Genomic DNA, 16,572 nt, shown 5'->3' with positions numbered 1-16,572 from the left:
GTGGACCGGATCGCGCGCCGGCAGAAGTGCCGAAGGTCTCTCGGTGCCGAGGTCTCTCCTGTGGTTGCGCCGGAACGCGCGGCGGATACGCGGTACGTTTCACTCGGGCGATCCGGAGATGGGGTGACATGGGCACGAACGGGCGGGGCTCGGAATCCGGGAGACGATCGACGGTGGTCGTCGCCGAGACGACGACGCCGATCGAGCGCAGGCTGATCTCGAACTGGCTGCGGTCGGCCGAGGTGCCGGCGGAGTACCGAGCCGACGGACCGGTCGAGGAGATGGAACTCGACCCGGGTCGCCTCGCGCAGGATCTCGTCGGCCGGGACGACGATCCCCTGGTGCTGCCCGTGGGAGTGGTGTGGTTGCCGGAGGCCCGCGACGGCGAGCGACGGGTCCGGCTCTCCGACATCGTGGCGCTGACCAACCCGCGCAATCCGAACCGGTTCCTGCAGAAGTGGCTTGTCGGGCGTTCCCCCGATCGGTTCCGGATCGTCCTCGCCGAGCCGGCGCGGCTGAGCGAGTTGCGGGCCCGGCACCTCGCCGAGGACGGCGATCCGGCACCCGAGTCGTTCGCCCGGTTCGTGACCCACCGCGCGGTGGTCGGTCTCGATCGCGCCGAGCGGGCCGTCATCGGCGACCGGTACAAGGTGCCGAAGCTGGTGGCCGAGCAGATCATGGACTCGGCGTCGTTCCGGCGCCGGCTCGACGCGATCAGCACCGAGCACAACATCGCGCCCGAGGAGGTCCGTATCCGCGCGACCTCCGCCCTCGGAGAACTCGTCGCGGTCCAGTCCCGGCTGGTGACGGACCTGTTCACCGAAATGATGCGCCCCCTGCACTCCGCCGCGTGGACGGTGCGCGCCGACGAGACCGGGCTGCGCAGCCTGCGCGAACTCAACCGGCGCTACCCGCTGGTGTTCCTGCCGTCGCACCGGTCCTACGCGGACGCCTTCGTGCTCGGCGACGTGCTGGCCCGGAACGACTTCCCGCGCAACCACCTGATGGGTGGCGCCAACCTGACGTTCTGGCCGATCGGTCCGATCGCCCGGCGGACCGGCACCGTCTTCATCCGTCGCAGCTTCGGTGACGACGCCGTCTACAAGGCGGCGCTGGAGGAGTACTTCGCGTATCTGCTGACGAAGCGGTTCAACCTGGAGTGGTACTTCGAGGGGGGCCGCACCCGCACCGGCAAACTCCGCTCGCCCCGCTACGGCCTGCTCAACTACGTCGCCAACGCGATCCGGGGCGGCCGAGTCGAGGACGCGATGCTCGTGCCGGTGTCCATCACCTACGAGGGGCTCGCCGAGGTCGCGGCCGTCGCCGCCGAACAGACCGGCGCCCAGAAGAAGCCCGAGGGCCTGACCTGGCTGGCGAAGTACGCGCGCAACCAGCGCCGCCGCGCGGGCAACGTGTACGTGCGGTTCGGGGAACCCCTGTCGATGCGCTCACAGCTCACCGCGAGCGGGGACCCCGACCTGTCCGGGGAACCCGCCGCAGACGAGGCCGAACACACCGAGCGCAGCCGCAAGGCGCTGCAGAAGGTTGCGTTCGAGGTGGCCGTGGGCATCAACTGCCACACCCCGGTCACCGTGAACTGCCTGGTCACTCTCGCTCTGCTCGGCGTCCGGGACCGGGCGCTGACCCTGGACGAGGTGCGCGCGGTGATTGCGCCGGTACGCCGGTACATCGACGCCCGCGGGATACCGCAGGGCGAACTCGGCGTCCTCGACATCGAGGGCGGCCTGGAGAGCGTCCTATCCGCGCTGAGCGATGCCGGCGTGGTCACCACGTACGCCGGTGGGGACGAGCCGGTCTACTCGATCCAGCCCGGGCAACACCTGGTCGCCGCGTTCTACCGCAACAGCGGCGTGCACTGGTTCGTCAACCGCGCCCTGATGGAGCTGGCCGTCCTCCACGCGCATGCCAATCCGGGCCTCGACCCGGTGCGGGCGGCGTGGGAGGAGGCCAAGGCGGTGCGCGACCTGCTCAAGTTCGAGTTCTTCTTCCCCGACCGGGACAAGTTCGAGGCCGACATGCGCGACGAGCTCGCCCTGCTGATGCCCTCCTGGCGCGACGCCCTGCCGGACGTGGAGCTGGCGCTGGCCGCCCTGCTCGAAACCGGGTTCTTCATGGCGCACCGCGCGCTGCGGTCCTTCTTCGACGCGCAGCTCGTCGTCGCCGAACGGCTCGCCCGGCGCGACCCGGCCCTGCAGGTCGACCGCAAGACGTTCCTGGACGAGTGCGTCGCGGTCGGCCGGCAGATGCTGCTGCAGGGCCGGCTGTTCGGGCCCGAATCGGTCTCGTCCGAACTGTTCACGACGGCGCTGCAGCTTGCCGCAAACCGCGGGCTGCTGGAACGTGGGGGCGACGAGATCCGGCAGGGACGGGAGGAGTTCGCGGCGCAGCTGCTGGCGGTCGGTGAGCGGGTCCGGCTCGCCGAGTCTCTCGACGTATCCAACAGAAAGGCGGAGCGGTGATCCTCGAGGAAGCGCTCGAGCGGGTGCGAACCGGGCCGAAGGGCCCGGAGATCGCGGCATTCTTCGATTTCGACGGCACGATCGTCCACGGCTTCTCCGGTCTGCACTTCTTCCGCGACCGGTTGCTCGCCGGGAAGGTCGGCGCCGCCGAACTCGCCGCCACCATGCTCAACGGTTTGCGCGGCCACGACACCGAGGCGGACTTCGAGCGGTTCGTCGCGGTGGCATTCAAAGCGTGGGGCGGGCACACCGAGGAAGAACTGTACGAGATCGGGCGCCGGTTGTTCGCGTCCACGATCGCCGGCCACATCTACCCCGAGGCGTGGCAGCTGATCCGGGCGCACCAGGCGGCGGGGCACACCGTGGTGATCGCGTCCTCGGCGTCGCGCTACCAGATCCAGGCGACGGCGGATGCGCTCGGCGTCGAGCACGTCCTGTTCAGTCCGCTCGAGGTGCGCGACGGGGTACTCACAGGGCGCGTGGACGGGAAGTCGTTGTGGCGCAGCGGCAAAGCGCAGGCCGTCCTGGCCTTCGCGGAGGCGAACAGCATCGATCGCGAGCAGAGCTACACGTATTCCAACGGGGGCGAGGACGCCGACTTCCTCGCCACGATGGGCAATCCGACGCCGACCAACCCGGACCGGAATCTCGAGCGGACCGCCACCGAACTGGGGTGGCCGATCCTGCGATTCAAGCCGCGCGGAACTCCGGGTACCAAGGAGGTGGTCCGCACCCTCGCCGCGTACGGCGGACTGTTCGGCTCGGTGTGGACCGGTGTCGGCCTCGGCCTGCTCAACCGCAACAAGAAGGTGGCGCTGGACTCGATCGCCACCCTGGCCGGTGAGGTCCCGCTGGCCCTCGCCGGGATCGACGTGGACATCCGGAACGAGGCCAACGCCTGGGCCCAGCGTCCCGCGGTCTTCATCTTCAACCACCAGAGCCAGCTCGATCCGGTGATCATGGCGCGGGTGCTGCGGCACAGCTTCACCGGCGTCACGAAGAAGGAGATGGCCAGCGACCCGCTGTTCGGTCTGGTGCTCCGCTTCGTCGGGGCCGCGTTCGTGGACCGGGCCAACACCGAGCAGGCGAAGGCGGCACTCGGTCCGGTGGTCGACACACTGCGCGAGGGCACCTCGGTGATCATCGCGCCGGAGGGCACCCGGTCACTGACCCCGGAGATCGGCCGGTTCAAGAAGGGCGCGTTCCACATCGCCATGCAGGCGGGCGTACCGATCGTGCCGGTGGTGATCCGCAACGCCGGGGAGGTGCTGTGGAAGCACTCCACGGTGCTGCGGCCCGGAACCGTCGACGTGGTGGTTCTCGATCCCATCGACGTCAGCGACTGGACGCTCGACGAGCTCGGTGCGCGGGTCGCGGAGGTGGAGGACCTGTACCGGAAGACGCTGGCGAATTGGCCCGTATGACCGATGCGGGCGAGAACGGGGACGCGTCCGTGGGAGAGCACGACCGCACCTCGGGCCACGGCAACGGCAACGGCAACGGCAACGGCAACGGCGGAATGTCGCCGACCCGGCGGCGGCACCTCAAGTGGCCGCTCGGATTCGTGCTCGTCGTCGTCCTCACCGTCGAGGTCGTCCTCGTCTGGCCGGAGCTGAAGACCAGCGTCGGCAACCTCTCGGACCTGCACTGGTGGTGGGTCGGTGCGGCCGTCCTGGCGGCACTGACCGAGATGTCGAGCTTCGCGCGGGTGCAGCGCACCCTGCTGTCCGCGGCCGGGGTGACGGTGACGCAGCGCCAGTCCCTGTCGGTGGCGTACGCCGCGAACTCGATGAGCGTGACCCTGCCGGGCGGCCCGGTGGTGGCCACCACCTTCACGTACCGGCAGGTGCGCAAGTGGGGCGCCAGCCCCGTCGTCTCCACCTGGCAGCTCGTGATGGCCGGTCTGTTGCAGGCGGCGGGCCTGGCACTGCTCGGCCTCGTGGGCGCGCTGCTCGTGGGCGCCACCACCAACCCGTTCTCGCTCGTCTTCTCCCTCGGGGGGTTCGCGGCGTTCGTCGTGCTCGTGCAGTACGCGGCCAGCAGGCCCGACGCGTTCGAGTCGATCGGCGTCATCGCGCTGCGCGGGGTGAACCGCCTACGCAAGAAACCCGCCCACGCCGGCACCCGGGCGTGGAAGCGAATCGTGGCCCAGTTGCGGGCGGTGCAGCTCGACCGCGCTCACGCCGCCCGGGCGTTCGGCTGGTCGCTGTTCAACTGGCTGTGCGACGGCGCGTGCCTCGCTTTCGCCGCATACGCGATCGGCGGCAAGCCCAGCTTGGCCGGCATCGCCGTCGCATACGCCGCGGGTACCGCCGCCAGCCGCGCGATCCCACTCCTGCCGGCCGGGCTCGGCGTGATGGACGCCGTTCTCGTGCCCGCGCTGACGGCCAGCGGAATGACCGGCGCGCAGGCCCTGTCCGCGGTCGTCGTGTACCGGCTCGTGAGCTTCCTGATGATCGCCGCCATCGGCTGGGTGATCTTCGCCCTGCGCTACCGCGGCGCCCCGCCGGACGAGGAACCGGGCCCGGAACTCGACAAACTGTGGCAGGACTGAGCCCGCTCCGACACGCCGCGGCCGTCCGCCCGGATCACCCACGGAGCAGGCCCGCGGGCGCTAGCGTCGACAGTCTGAAACCGAGGAAAGGTACGTCAGTGACTGAGGACGCAGCGGTGCGCAAGAGAGAGGTCTGGTCCGGCCGGTCGGTGTTCATCCTCGCCGCCATCGGCTCGGCGGTCGGACTGGGCAACATCTGGCGCTTTCCGTACATCGCGTACGAGAACGGCGGCGGCGCATTCATCGTGCCGTATCTGGTGGCCCTGCTGACCGCAGGTATTCCATTGCTGTTCGTCGACTACGCGATCGGGCACAAGTTCCGCGGGTCGCCGCCGCTGGCGTTCCACCGCCTCAAGCGCGCGACCGAGAGCCTGGGCTGGTGGCAGGTGGGCATCTGCTTCGTCATCGGCGTCTACTACGCGGTGATCATCGCGTGGGCGCTGCGCTACACGTTCTTCTCGGCGACCCGGGCGTGGGGTGACGACGCCGAGGCCTTCTTCCTGCAGGACTTCCTGCAGATGGACGCCGACGCCACGTTCGGCCTCGACTTCGTCCCGGGCGTGGCGTGGCCGCTGCTCGGGATCTGGCTCGTGGTGCTCGTCATCCTGGCGCTGGGGGTGCAGCGCGGCATCGGTGCGGCAAACCGGTTCTTCGTACCGCTGCTGCTGGTGCTGTTCGCCGGCATGGTGGTGCGGGCCCTGACCCTCGACGGCGCCGCCACCGGTCTCGACGCATTCTTCCGGCCCGACTGGTCGGCGCTCACGGACACCGGGGTGTGGATCGCCGCGTACGCGCAGATCTTCTTCTCGCTGTCCGTCGCCTTCGGCATCATGGTCACCTACTCGTCGTACCTCAAGCACCGGACCAACCTCACGGGCTCCGGTCTCGTCGTCGGCTTCTCCAACTCGAGCTTCGAGATCCTCGCCGGCATCGGGGTGTTCTCGGCGCTGGGCTTCATGGCGCAGGCGCAGGGTGTGGCGGTGGACGAGGTGGTGAGCGGCGGGATCGGGCTGGCCTTCATCGCGTTCCCCACGATCGTCTCGCAGATGCCCGGCGGTTCGTTGTTCGGCCTGCTGTTCTTCGGCTCGCTCGTCTTCGCGGGCTTCACGTCGCTGATCAGCATCATCCAGGTGTGCGTGTCGGCGGTCGAGGACAAGACCGGCCTCACCCGCGTGCCGGCGGTCCTGCTCGTCGGTGGCGTCGCGACGATCACGTCGCTGCTGCTGTTCCCGACCACCACCGGTCTGAACACCCTCGACGTCGTCGACCGCTTCGCCAACCAGTTCGGCATCGTCGGCGTCGCGCTCGCCACGCTCGTCGTGCTCGCATGGGGCCTGCGCCGGCTGCCCGAGCTGCAGGATCACCTGAACTCGGTGTCGTCGTTCAAGGTCGGCCTGCTCTGGCGGATCTTCGCCGGCGTCCTCACCCCGGTCGTGCTCGGGTACATGCTGATCAGCGAGATCGTGGACCGGATCGACGAGGGCTACAACGACCTGCCCGACGCGCTCGTCACCACCTTCGGGTGGGGTGTGCAGATCCTCGTGATCGTGATCGCGGTGGGGCTGTCGTTCGCCCCGTGGGGCTTGACGGACGCCGAGCTGGCGCACACCGAATCGACAGAAGCGGGAGAAAGACTGTGAGTGGATCTGCGATCGCGATGATGGTCGTCGCACTCGGGTTGGTGTGGGGCGGTCTCGCCGCCAGCCTGATGCATCTGCGCCGGAATCCGGACGAGACCTCGGGGCTGGCGGCGGCCGAACGCCCACACGACTGAAATGTCCGGTCTCGAACCGGACACGACTCGTTTCGTTTGCATAACACCACGCCGCGCCGGACTGGCCGGTCTGTTCTTCCTGTGGTCTGCTTGATCCCACCAACACCATGAGTCACACACGTAACACGTGACTCGCGGGTCTCCGCCCCGGAGCCGTCGCACGACTCCGGGGCGGACGGTGTTCCGGTTCCGACCACGTACAGGAGCGAAGCATGACCACCAGGACCACCCGGCGCGGGCTGCGCCGGCTCACCGCCGCAGCCTCCCTCACCGTGGCCGCTGCTCTGGCGCTGCCCGCCGTCGCGGCCGCCGAACCCCCCGCGGACCCCGTCGTCGCTGCTGCGCCGGCACCCGATCCGCTCGTCGGCGCCCTCGAGACGCTCCGGGCCCAGCCGGGCGCCGACACCGTCGCCGTCGCCGCGGCCGAGGCCATCGGCTCCGCGCGCGGGGGCGCCACCGACGTCGCCGAGGGCTCGCCGCTCTCCGCCTACGAGGACGCGGTGGAGTTCCTGCGCGGCCTGGGCATCGAACCGTTCCTCTACCCCACCGGCGCGCCCTTCTGCACCGAGGGCGGCAGCCTGCCGCTCGGCATCGCCCCCGCCGTCGCCGGGGCCGCTCCCGGCCCGTGGCCGAACCTGAACATCCCGATGGTCGGGCCTGTGAACGCCGTCGACCCCGGGGAGACCCTGTTCGCCTTCGTGCCCATGGGCGTGGAGAAGGACGGCGAGAACACCACCGGCATGCAGGTCGCGTGGTTCAACGTCAACACCTTCCAGGGCGGGTTCGTGCCCATGGGCACCATCGCCGAGGCCGCGGCGCTCGCCGTCCCCGGCGGCGTGCCCGAGTTCGCCAAGCCCCTCGTCGCCACCGCGGTGCAGAACTTCTTCGCCGGCGCGATCCCGCTCGGTGGGGTCCGCGCGGCACCGGTCGCCACCGGCTCGGGAACCGTCCTGGCCGCGGTGTTCGGCACGGTGCAGAACGGCGAGACGTCGTGCTTCTTCCTGCCGACCGTGGGCATCGTGGAGGTCTCGGCCTGATCCGTCGCGTCCGGGGCGTGCGTGCACGCCCCGGACGCAGGCGATCGCGTCAGCCGATCGCCTGCAGCTTCTCCAGCCGGTCGAACACGAGCCGGACCACGCTGTCCATGTGTGCCATCACCTGGTCCGCGGTGGCTCGCCCGGCCGCCCAGCTCACCAGGTTCGACATCCACACATCGGCGATCACATGCACCGCGTTGAGCAGCTGCTCGCTGACCACCTCGACCCCCGCCGCGCGGGCGTACATCCCGGTGATGATCGCTCCGAGCCGGTCGAGTTCGGCCGAGGACGACGCGTCCGCGAACATTGCCGCCCGCACGAGCGCGTCGTAGAGGTTGTGGTCGCTCTCGAGCCGGCCGATGTAACCGTGCAGGACGGACATGATCCGCTCGTGAGCCGAGTCGCCGGGGATCTCGGTCTCGCCGAACCTGTTGCTCAGGTCTTCGAACAGCAGCACCATCGCCACCACCAGCAGGTGGTTCTTGGACGGGAAGTAGCGGTACACGGTGCCCAGGGCCACACCCGAGCGCTCCGCGACAGCGCGCATCTGGACCGCGTCGTAACCGCCCTCCGAGGCCAGCTCCTTCGCCGTCTCGATGATCCTCAGGTAGCGGGCACGCTGGGCCGGCTTCAGGTCCGCGCCCAGAAACGACGCGGACCGCACCTTGGACCGCGATCCTGCGCTCGCCTCCGCCATCGCCTTCACCTTTCGTACGCCTGTCCGCCAGCGTAGTGCGCTCCCCTTCACGTGGCGCCCGGACCCGTCCGGAAAGAATGGACAGCTGTCTGGAACGAGTTCCACCACGCACTAGAACGCGTTACAGTTGCCTGGACTCGACCAGTAGGGAGGCAGCGTCCGTGCGTCACGGCATCACCCTGTTCACGAGCGATCGCGGCATCCGGCCGGAGCGGGCCGCCCGAGCAGCCGAGGAACGCGGCTTCGACGCGTTCTACGTCCCCGAGCACACCCACATCCCCGTGCGCCGCGAATCCGCGCATCCCGGCACCGGCAACGAGACGCTGCCCGACGACCGGTATCGCCGGACCCTGGACCCATGGGTCGCGCTCGGGCTGGCCGCAGCCGTCACCTCGACCATCCGGCTCGGCACCTCGGTCGCCCTGCCCCTCGAGCACGACCCCATCACGCTGGCCAAGACCGTCGCGACGCTCGATCACCTGTCCGGCGGACGCGTCGTCCTCGGGGCCGGATTCGGCTGGAACGCCGAGGAACTCGCCGACCACGGTGTACCGCCCGGGAAGCGGCGCACCGCGCTGCGCGAGTACCTCGAGGCGATGCAGGCCCTGTGGAACGAGGACGAAGCAGCCTACGACGGCCAGTTCGTCTCGTTCGGTCCGAGCTGGGCCTGGCCCAAGCCGATCCAGCAGCCCCGCCCACCGGTGCTGATCGGCGCGGGCGGCACCGACCGCACCTTCGCGTGGATCGCGCGCTCCGCCGACGGCTGGATCACGACCCCGATCGAGCGCGACATCGACGACAGCGTCGAACGGTTGCGAACCACCTGGGCCGAAGCCGGCCGCGACGGCGCCCCGGAGATCGTCGTGCTGGCCGGCCGGCCCGACCCCGCCAGGCTCCAGCAGTGGCGCGACCTCGGCGTGACCGAAGTGATGTTCGGCCTGCCCGACCGCTCCGAGGACGAGATCCTCGCCTACCTCGACAAGCTCGCCGCCACGCTGGAATCGACCCGCTGACGGTCCACGACAGAGAAGGAACACTTCCATGACCACTGCCGCCTTCCGCCCACTGCGCGCCGCCGAGATCACCGCCTGGGACCACGAGGCCGACGTCGTCGTCGCCGGCTACGGCATCGCCGGGGTCTCGGCCGCCATCGAGGCCGCCCGCGCCGGCGCCGACGTGCTGATCCTCGAACGCACCGGCGGCTGGGGCGGTGCCGCGGCCCTGTCCGGCGGCATCGTCTACCTGGGCGGCGGGACACCGCTCCAGCGCGAGCTCGGATTCGAGGACACCCCCGAGAACATGAAGACGTTCATGCTCGCCGCCCTCGGTCCCGGCGCCGACGAGGCCAAGATTTCGGACTACTGCGACGGCAGCGTCGAGCACTACCGCTGGCTCACCGACAACGGAGTGGTGTTCAAGTCGGCGTTCTGGGGCGAGCCCGGCTGGGAGATCCCCGGCGACGAGGGCCTGATGTACTCGGGCGGTGAGAACTCCGCTCCCTTCAACGAGATCGCCACGCCCGCTCCGCGCGGCCACGTGCCGCAGATGAGCAACAAGCGCACCGGCGAGCAGGGCGGCGGGTACATGCTGATGAAACCGCTCGCGGAGGTGGCCGAATCCCTCGGGGTGACACCGGTGTTCGACATCCGGGTGCAGCGGTTGATCGTCGACGACGCGGATCGGGTCGTCGGGATCGCCGCGAAGAAGTTCGGCGACGAGGTCTTCGTGCGGGCCCGTCGCGGCGTCGTACTCACCACCGGCAGCTTCGCGTACAACGACGCCATGGTCACTTCGTTCGCCCCGCAGCTCATCGGCCGGCCGGCCGCCGCGATCGAGGAGCACGACGGCTGCTCCATCCGCATGGCCCAGGCCCTCGGAGCCGACCTCGCGCACATGGGCGCAACCGAGGTGGCGTTCTTCGCCGATCCGCAATTGATGGCGCGCGGCATCCTCGTCAACGGCCACGGCCAGCGGTACGTCCCCGAGGACACCTACCCGGGACGCGCCGGCCAGCTCACCCTGCTGCGCAACGACAATCAGGCGTACCTCGTCATCGACGAGGCGTCCTACGAGGAAGGATGCGCCACAACGAGTTCCACCCCGTACTTCCGGTTCCCGCCGAAATGGGCGGCGGAGACGGTCGCCGAACTCGAATCCGACATGGGCCTGCCGGAGGGCACTCTGCAGGCCACCGTCGAGGTGTACAACCGGCACGCCGCGGCCGGCACCGACCCCGTCCTCGGGAAGAAGCCCGAGTGGGTCAGACCGATCGGGACCCCGGTCGCAGCACTGGACCTGCGCAACTGCACCGCGGGCTTCACCCTCGGCGGCCTGCACACCACCGTGAACTCGGAGGTCCTGCACGTCTCCGGCGAACCGATCCCGGGCCTGTACGCCGCGGGCCGCTGCACCTCCGGCGTCTGCGCGGGGGGCTACGCGAGCGGCACGTCGCTCGGGGACAGCAGTTTCTTCGGCCGCCGCGCCGGCATCGCAGCCGCCGCGAACTGACCGTCCCCACACCCGGTTGTGTGGCCGAATGTCACATCGGTTCGATTCGATCGAACCGATGTGACATTCGGCCGGGCCGGGCCGGGGCGGGGCGGGACAGGCCGGGGCGGGCCGGGGCGGAAAGGGACGGGCAAGACGTTCAGACGACGGTGAGCGGCAGAGGGATTCCCCGGTCGGCGAACGCGAAGGTCGCGCCGGTGCTGAAACGGGTGATCGCGACCTCGCCGCACTCGTTCGCGGGTTCGGCGTCGCGGACCACCTCGACGATGAGCGCGTGGGCGTCCTCGGACACCACGCGCGCGGTGAAGTGCGGGTCGACGCCACGCACCAGCGCCTGCAGTGGCCCGAGGTGGTGTCCGTCGATCAGGGTCGGCCACGATCCGTCCGCGCGGGCACCCCCGGACCGCGCGAGGCGCAGGTGCAGCCTGCCGGGCTCCCACCGGATGTCGCGCTCGACGTACTGCCTCGGCGCGAACACCGGATGGATCGAGAGCACCGTCGCCAGTCCTTCGAAGTCGCGCGGCAGGCCGAGGGCGTCGCGTAGCCGCTCGGCGGCCAGTCCGGCGATGCCGGTCAACTGTTTGCGGGCGAGGGACAGCGCGGTGTCCTCGTCGGTGCGTTTGCGCACGCCGAGAAGGAAGCCCAGCGTGAGCAGATGCTGCTGCAGGCACACCTCCTCCGCGATCCGCACGAGCGCCGAGTGCGAGAAGTCCGCGAACCGCAGGTCGGAGAGCAGGGGTCCGGAGTAGTCGCCGCGTCCCTCGTCCGCAGGGTCGATCGTGCTCAGTTCCACCGCAGCGGCTGCGGTACGGCCGATCGCCTCGGTGTGCGGTGCGGTCTCCGGCGGCACGTGCGACGGGTCGATCGTCACCGTCCACGCGCAGTGCGGGTGGTGGTCGGCCGGCCGACGCGGGGGCCGGTGGATCGGCCGCACCTGCGCGTGCGGATTGGTGGCAAGAGCGGTCGCGTCGAAGGTGGGGTCCTCGATGTCGTGGCACATGGCCGTCACGTACGCCTCGCCCAGGGGTTCGACGTCCATGAGCGCGCCGCAGTGGTCGAGCCGGAACTCGCCGTGGTCGTGGTCGTCGACGCGGAACCGGAAGTCCATGAACTGCGGCGGCGCACCGATGTCGAGTTGCAGCCCCTTGAAGATCGTCTCGACGCCATCGCCCTCGTACCGCAGGGCGCGCTGCATGCGCCGGGTGTACCACGGGCTCGACGCCTGCCACTCCTCGACGGCCACCTCGGCCATCCCCTGCCGTCCGAACGCCGAGATCAGATGCGCCATCCCGGACCGGTCGACGAGCTGGCCGCACAGCAGCAGTTCGGGGACGAGGACGGCGAGGTCCGACCGGGTGAGCGCGGCGAACGAGTCGCGGACGTTCACCGGGCTCACCACAGCGGCACCGGCGCCTGCCCGGCCGGATACCAGCCGGGCAGGCGCTTCGTCGACGTCGACCGTTCGATCCGCTTGTTCATGCCGTCCGACAGGGTGCCGGCGGTGATCATCTCCAGGAACAGGTGGGAGACGTTGCCGAAGTCGAAGAAATCCCGCTGCCAGGACCACCGGAAGTCCCCGCCGTAGCGGAACCAGCTGCCGCCGAAGCCGTACACCTCGTAGTGCGACCCGTCGTCGCGGGTAGCGTCGGCGACCTGCTTCCAGAAGCCGATGACGTCGCCGGTCCGCTCGTCCACGACGAACCGCTGGTAGGGGTACTGCCATCCCTCGAGGCCGGCCATCTCCTGGCCGAGGGCGAGTTCGCGGATCTCCTCCCTCCCGACGGCCATGAAGTCGTTCTCGGGACCGTAGTTCCAACCGTAGGTCGCGTCCTCGGTGTACATCTCGGCCAGGGGCTTCCAGTCGCCGGCCGCCTCGGCCCTCTTGTTGGCTCCGATCCAGCGTTCGATCATCTCGTCGAGTTCTGCTCGGTCGAACGGTGCCATGACGTGTCTCCTCGGGATCGGTCCTCGACGATGCGGAGGGCTCGGGTGGGGCAGTACCGTACGGCGGATTCGACGTCGCCGCGCAGGTTCTCGGGTATGTCGTCCATCAGGATCCGGACCGTGCCGTGCCTGGGAACGTCGAAGACGTCCGGTGCTTCCAGCGAGCACATCGCATGCCCCTGGCACAGGTCGAGGTCTGCTTCCACTTTCACGGCGCGTGTCCTCACATCCGGCGGCGGTAGCGCACCGCACACGGCTGCGCGAGCTGCACCACCATCTTGGAATGGTCGTTGCGGTAGGTTCCGGACGGCTGGGACATTTCGAATTCGTAGTCCCGCAGCAGGACCGAGAAGATCGCCTTGAGCTGCATGAGGGCGAACGCCGCTCCCACGCATCGGTGCCGGCCCGCCCCGAACGGGATCCAGGTCCAGCGGTTGACGATGTCTTCCTGCCGTGGATCGATGTAGCGGCCCGGATCGAACGAATCGGGCTCCGGAAAATCTTCCGGGATGCGGTTGGAGATCGCCGGGGTGGCGCCGACGAGATCGCCCGCCTCGATCCGGTACCCCTCGACCTCGAAGTCGCCGCGCGCGACGCGCAGCAGCAGGATCAGCGGCGGGTGCAGCCGCAACGTCTCCTTCAGGACCGCCTCGAGCAGCGGGATCTGCCGCAGGGCATGGAAACTCACGCCCTCACCGTCGGCATAGAGGACGTCGAGTTCGTCGGTGACCCCGCGCAGGTACTGCGGGTTGCGCAGCAACTCGATCAGTGCCCAGGCCGCCGTTCCCGACGTGGTGTGGTGACCGGCGAACATCATCGAGATGAAGATGCCGGTGATCTCGTCCGCGCTGAACCGCTTGACACCGTCCTCGTCCTCGATCGAGACGAGGACGTCGAGCATGTCGCGATCCTCCTTGCCCCTGGGCGGGTTCGCGATGCGGTCGACCATGATCTCCTCGACGAGGGCGACCAGCCCGCGACGTGCCTCGTCGCGGCGACGGAAGCTCTCGATGGGCGCGTAGGGGTCGACGAAGGCGAGCGCGTCGGTGCCCTTCTCCAGGTCGTGGTACAGGCGCGCGAACCGGCTGTCGAGCTGGTCGCGGAACTTCTTGCCGATCAGGCAGGCCGAGGACGTGTAGATCGTCAGCTCCGCGAAGAACTCCAGCAGGTCGATCTCCCCCTCGTCGCCCCATCCCGCGACGATGTCCCGGACCTCGCGCTCGATCGTGGCCGCGTGGCCCTTCATCTGTTCGCCGCGCAGTGCGGAGTTGTGCAGCATCTCCTTGCGGCGCTCGGGACTGGCGTCGAAGACCACACCCTGGCCGAAGACCGGCTTCATGAACGGGTACGCGGCCTGCTGGTCGAGGTCCTCGTCGGCGGAGCGGAAGAAGAACTCGTTGGCTCGCGCTCCGGAGAGCAGCACGACGTTGCGGTCAGCGAGCCGGAAGACGCCGACGTCGCCGCACTCCTCGCGGACGCGCTTCAGCAGACCGATGGGGTCGGTGCGCAGCTCCTCGAGGTGGCCGTGTTCGTGCTCGCCTCCCGAAACGCGCGTAGGTGTGATGATCGTGGTCATGCGGGGTCCTTTCCCCGGGAGTCCTCCCGCAGAGGCGCTTCCGGCTGCACCTCGGTGAGCACCAGGTGGGTGCCGCGCGGGGCCGAGACGACGGCGACGACGGCGTTCGCGATCTCGGAGGCGCGGAGGAAGTACGCGTGCCGCGCGAAGCCCCACCTGGTCCAGTCGGCGAGCAACGGTTCGATGACCTCGGCGGGGGCGTCGAGCCCCATCCCGGTCTGCGTCGGGCCCGGACGCACCACCGAGGCGCGCACCCCGGTGCCCTCGAGTTCCATCCGCATCTGGCGCACGAGCGCCTCGAGACCGGTCTTGGCGGCGACGTAGGCGCCCATGCGGGGCCGTGCGACATCGGCGCAGTCCGACCCGATAACCACGAAGTCGCCGCGGCGCCGTTCGATCATTCCCGGCAGCACGCGATGGACGAGACGTTGTGTACCCACGAGATGGACGTTCACCTGGAACTCGAACCGGTCCGGACTCATCTCGTGCACGAGCCGGAAGTCCATGTCGCCGGCGCCGGACAGGACGATCTCGGCGGGGCCCAGGGCGTTCTCGGCGGCGGTGACGAACTCGTCGACCGAGTCGGTGGACGACACGTCGAGGACGTGTGCGAAGGCCTCGCCGCCTTCGCCGCGGATCTTCTCCGCGAGGGCCTCGCACTGTTCGACGCGCCGGGCGCCGAGGGCGACGGGGTGACCCACGGCGGCCAGCGCGAACGCGGTGGCCGCGCCGATGCCGGAGGAGGCGCCGCTGACGATCGAGGGCCGGCGCGGCGGATTGGGCTCGAATCTAGGCATGTCGTCGGGCCACCTCTACGGGAAGGGCCGCGAAGCCTCGGACGTTGGTGGAGTGGACGCGCTCGCATCGGTCGAAGTCGACGTCGTAGTCGGCAACGCGCGCGGCGAACTGTGCGAGCGCGATGTTCGCCTCGAGACGCGCGAGGTGGGCACCGAGGCAGAAGTGCACGCCGCGACCGAAACTGGCGATCTTGGAGGCGCTGTCGCGGCCGATGCGGAACGTGTCGGGATCGGCGAACACCTCGGCGTCGCGATTGGCGGAACCGATGAGCAGCAGCACCTTGTCGCCCGCACGGATAGCGCCGCCGTGGAGTCCGATGTCGGTGGTGGCGGTTCGCGCGACGATCTGGCTGGAGGTGTCGTAGCGCAGTGTCTCCTCCACCCAGCCGGTGACGGTGTCCGGATTGGCGAGGACGCCGGCCAGCTCGTTCTTGTTCTTCGCTCCCCAGTACAGCGCGTTGCCGAGGAGTTTGGTCGTGGTCTCGTTGCCCGCGACGACCATCAGGAACATGAAGCCGATGATCTCGTCGTCGGCGAGGCGGTCTCCGTCGATCTCGGCGTCGAGGAGGGCCGAGGTGAGATCCTCGGCTCGGTGGGTGCGGCGGTGCGCCAGCAGATCCGCGTAGTAGCCGACGAGTTCGAGCGAGGCCTCTATCGCTGCGACGGGCACGTCCAGCACGCCCTGCTCCCGGTGCACCACCAGGTCCGCCAGCCGGCGCAGTTCGGCGCGGTCGGCCTCGGGCACACCCATCAGTTCGGAGACGACATCCATCGGGAGTTTGCCGGCGAGGTCCGCGATCCAATCGAATTCGGCCTTCTCCAGCGATGTTTCGAGGTATCCGAGAGTCAGTTCGAGGATGCGGCCGCGCAGCTCGGCGACCCGGCGGGGGGTGAATCCCTCGGAGACGAGCCGGCGCATACGCATGTGGCGCGGGTCGTCCATCGCGAGGAACGACATCACCTTGTGGGCGTGAGGTCCGTAGGCCGACGGATCGAGGGAGACGCCGTTGGCGCTGGAGAGTCGGGTGTGGTCGCGGAAGGCCGCGACGACGTCGGAGTGGCGGGACAGGGCCCAGAAGCCGAGGTCGTCGTTGCGGTAGAGCGGCGCTTCCTCGCGCAGACGCCGGTAGAGCGGGTACGGGTCCTCGTGGAAGCCGTAGTCGTAGGGATCGAACAGGAGCGGTTCGAGCGAAGCCTGAGTCATG

Annotated in this window: 15 protein-coding genes; 8 read left to right on the top strand and 7 right to left on the bottom strand. The window is 69.4% G+C overall.

Features of this window, described 5'->3' with window-relative positions; translation table 11 throughout:
• The first annotated feature begins 128 nt into the window (after positions 1-128).
• The 6 genes from AC2IPW_RS05190 (at position 129) to AC2IPW_RS05165 (ending at position 7,845) form a co-directional block, all read left to right on the top strand.
• Positions 129-2,480: a glycerol-3-phosphate 1-O-acyltransferase gene (locus AC2IPW_RS05190; protein WP_040782181.1), complete on the top strand. Its 2,352-nt coding sequence runs from the start codon at positions 129-131 to the stop codon at positions 2,478-2,480.
• Positions 2,477-3,904 carry an HAD-IB family hydrolase gene (locus tag AC2IPW_RS05185; protein WP_003936472.1) on the top strand — a complete coding sequence of 476 codons (1,428 nt, stop codon included), beginning with the start codon at positions 2,477-2,479 and terminating at the stop codon, positions 3,902-3,904. Before AC2IPW_RS05190 ends, AC2IPW_RS05185 begins: the two co-directional genes overlap by 4 nt.
• Complete coding sequence (locus AC2IPW_RS05180) at positions 3,901-5,034, top strand: lysylphosphatidylglycerol synthase transmembrane domain-containing protein (protein WP_486376973.1); 1,134 nt, start codon at positions 3,901-3,903, stop codon at positions 5,032-5,034. Before AC2IPW_RS05185 ends, AC2IPW_RS05180 begins: the two co-directional genes overlap by 4 nt.
• A gap of 98 nt (positions 5,035-5,132) precedes the next feature.
• The gene (locus AC2IPW_RS05175) at positions 5,133-6,674 is read left to right on the top strand and encodes a sodium-dependent transporter (protein ID WP_416062830.1); all 1,542 of its coding nucleotides are present in this window, start codon (positions 5,133-5,135) and stop codon (positions 6,672-6,674) included.
• Positions 6,671-6,808: a methionine/alanine import family NSS transporter small subunit gene (locus AC2IPW_RS05170; RefSeq protein ID WP_416062829.1), complete on the top strand. Its 138-nt coding sequence runs from the start codon at positions 6,671-6,673 to the stop codon at positions 6,806-6,808. Before AC2IPW_RS05175 ends, AC2IPW_RS05170 begins: the two co-directional genes overlap by 4 nt.
• 212 nt (positions 6,809-7,020) lie before the next feature.
• Positions 7,021-7,845 (top strand): hypothetical protein, encoded by an 825-nt coding sequence (locus AC2IPW_RS05165; protein WP_486376425.1) that lies wholly within the window; start codon positions 7,021-7,023, stop codon positions 7,843-7,845.
• A 49-nt stretch (positions 7,846-7,894) separates the two neighbouring features.
• Here the strand turns inward: AC2IPW_RS05165 and AC2IPW_RS05160 are convergent, their stop codons facing one another.
• Positions 7,895-8,542 carry a TetR family transcriptional regulator gene (locus tag AC2IPW_RS05160; protein ID WP_003936476.1) on the bottom strand — a complete coding sequence of 216 codons (648 nt, stop codon included), beginning with the start codon at positions 8,540-8,542 and terminating at the stop codon, positions 7,895-7,897.
• Between the two features lie 161 nt (positions 8,543-8,703).
• Here AC2IPW_RS05160 and AC2IPW_RS05155 point away from each other — a divergent pair, with 161 nt between their 5' ends.
• Both AC2IPW_RS05155 and AC2IPW_RS05150 read left to right on the top strand, forming a co-directional pair.
• Positions 8,704-9,555 carry an LLM class F420-dependent oxidoreductase gene (locus AC2IPW_RS05155; RefSeq protein WP_416062827.1) on the top strand — a complete coding sequence of 284 codons (852 nt, stop codon included), beginning with the start codon at positions 8,704-8,706 and terminating at the stop codon, positions 9,553-9,555.
• Between the two features lie 28 nt (positions 9,556-9,583).
• Entirely contained in the window at positions 9,584-11,050 is a 1,467-nt protein-coding gene (locus AC2IPW_RS05150; protein ID WP_486376424.1) for an FAD-dependent oxidoreductase, read from the top strand.
• A gap of 139 nt (positions 11,051-11,189) precedes the next feature.
• On the opposite strand, the gene AC2IPW_RS05145 is transcribed toward AC2IPW_RS05150, so the two are convergent.
• From AC2IPW_RS05145 to AC2IPW_RS05120, 6 genes are read right to left on the bottom strand one after another with little or no spacing between them, the layout of a single operon-like run.
• Positions 11,190-12,449, bottom strand: coding sequence for a hypothetical protein (locus AC2IPW_RS05145; protein WP_486376423.1), 1,260 nt, complete (start codon positions 12,447-12,449; stop codon positions 11,190-11,192).
• On the bottom strand, positions 12,443-12,994 hold the full coding sequence (locus tag AC2IPW_RS05140; RefSeq protein ID WP_486376422.1) for a Cif family virulence factor: 552 nt from the start codon (positions 12,992-12,994) through the stop codon (positions 12,443-12,445). The genes AC2IPW_RS05145 and AC2IPW_RS05140 overlap by 7 nt, the downstream gene beginning before the upstream one ends.
• Positions 12,958-13,206 carry a ferredoxin gene (locus AC2IPW_RS05135; RefSeq protein ID WP_450121391.1) on the bottom strand — a complete coding sequence of 83 codons (249 nt, stop codon included), beginning with the start codon at positions 13,204-13,206 and terminating at the stop codon, positions 12,958-12,960. Before AC2IPW_RS05135 ends, AC2IPW_RS05140 begins: the two co-directional genes overlap by 37 nt.
• An 11-nt stretch (positions 13,207-13,217) precedes the next feature.
• Complete coding sequence (locus tag AC2IPW_RS05130) at positions 13,218-14,570, bottom strand: cytochrome P450 (protein WP_486376421.1); 1,353 nt, start codon at positions 14,568-14,570, stop codon at positions 13,218-13,220.
• Entirely contained in the window at positions 14,567-15,367 is an 801-nt protein-coding gene (locus AC2IPW_RS05125) for an SDR family oxidoreductase (protein WP_289378123.1), read from the bottom strand. Before AC2IPW_RS05125 ends, AC2IPW_RS05130 begins: the two co-directional genes overlap by 4 nt.
• The gene (locus tag AC2IPW_RS05120; protein ID WP_486376420.1) at positions 15,360-16,571 is read right to left on the bottom strand and encodes a cytochrome P450; all 1,212 of its coding nucleotides are present in this window, start codon (positions 16,569-16,571) and stop codon (positions 15,360-15,362) included. Before AC2IPW_RS05120 ends, AC2IPW_RS05125 begins: the two co-directional genes overlap by 8 nt.
• Position 16,572: the final 1 nt, after the last annotated feature.

The sequence above is a fragment of the Rhodococcus sp. NS-SX18 genome, from assembly GCF_057367935.1.
Note: the sequence above shows the minus strand (reverse complement) of the source record. Positions and strands in the feature narration are given on the sequence as shown.

Excerpts from the sequence above, each read along its gene's own strand:
- AC2IPW_RS05190 (WP_040782181.1), top strand. The coding sequence starts at position 129 with ATGGGCACGAACGGGCGGGGCTCGGAATCCGGGAGACGATCGACGGTG.
- AC2IPW_RS05180 (WP_486376973.1), top strand. The coding sequence starts at position 3,901 with ATGACCGATGCGGGCGAGAACGGGGACGCGTCCGTGGGAGAGCACGAC.
- AC2IPW_RS05165 (WP_486376425.1), top strand. The coding sequence starts at position 7,021 with ATGACCACCAGGACCACCCGGCGCGGGCTGCGCCGGCTCACCGCCGCA.
- AC2IPW_RS05160 (WP_003936476.1), bottom strand. The coding sequence starts at position 8,542 with ATGGCGGAGGCGAGCGCAGGATCGCGGTCCAAGGTGCGGTCCGCGTCG.
- AC2IPW_RS05150 (WP_486376424.1), top strand. The coding sequence starts at position 9,584 with ATGACCACTGCCGCCTTCCGCCCACTGCGCGCCGCCGAGATCACCGCC.
- AC2IPW_RS05140 (WP_486376422.1), bottom strand. The coding sequence starts at position 12,994 with ATGGCACCGTTCGACCGAGCAGAACTCGACGAGATGATCGAACGCTGG.
- AC2IPW_RS05130 (WP_486376421.1), bottom strand. The coding sequence starts at position 14,570 with ATGACCACGATCATCACACCTACGCGCGTTTCGGGAGGCGAGCACGAA.
- AC2IPW_RS05125 (WP_289378123.1), bottom strand. The coding sequence starts at position 15,367 with ATGCCTAGATTCGAGCCCAATCCGCCGCGCCGGCCCTCGATCGTCAGC.
- AC2IPW_RS05120 (WP_486376420.1), bottom strand. The coding sequence starts at position 16,571 with ATGACTCAGGCTTCGCTCGAACCGCTCCTGTTCGATCCCTACGACTAC.